At 67.0% G+C, this 603-nt stretch carries 1 protein-coding gene; it reads left to right on the top strand.

Going from position 1 to position 603, the window contains the following annotated elements:
* Positions 1–104: 104 nt before the first annotated feature.
* The coding region (locus JCM25156_RS19800) for a squalene/phytoene synthase family protein (protein ID WP_025814522.1) at positions 105–603 on the top strand (499 nt) is incomplete at its 3' end.

Consider the following 603-nt stretch of genomic DNA (forward strand, 5'->3'; position numbering starts at 1 on the left):
CGGCGCGCTCCGCACGCTGGCCTAGGGCCGGATTTTGTCCTTGGCCGCGATTGCCGCTAAGAACAGGCGGACTGTAATTCGTAAAGTGAACGGAACACGCGGGAATGGGTTTTTTGCGCGCGCGGCATGATGAAGCCCCGGTACTGGGCTGCGATCCCGCCGATCTGGCGGCGGTCGAACGGGTGGTGGTGCGTTCGGGCACCTCCTTTGGCAAGGGCATGCGCATCCTGCCGCCCGAACGGCGGTATGGCATGTTCGCGGTCTACGCCTTCTGCCGCCTGGTCGATGACGTGGCCGATGACGCGGGTGAAGCGGAAGACAAATGCCGCAGGCTGGAGGAATGGCGCGCGCGCATCGACCGGCTTTACGCCGGTGAGGCGCGCGACGGCATCGACCGTGTGCTGATGGCCACCATCCGCCGTTTCGACCTGCGGCGCGCGGATTTCGCCGCCGTGATCGACGGGATGGAAATGGACGCGCGCGGCCCCGTCGTCGCGCCGGACGAGGCGACGTTCGATCTGTACTGCGACCGCGTGGCGTCAGCCGTGGGGCGTCTGTCCGTGCGGGTGTTCGGGGATTCATCGGCCGACGCGGATCAGGTCG

This window comes from Komagataeibacter kakiaceti JCM 25156 (assembly GCF_000613305.1).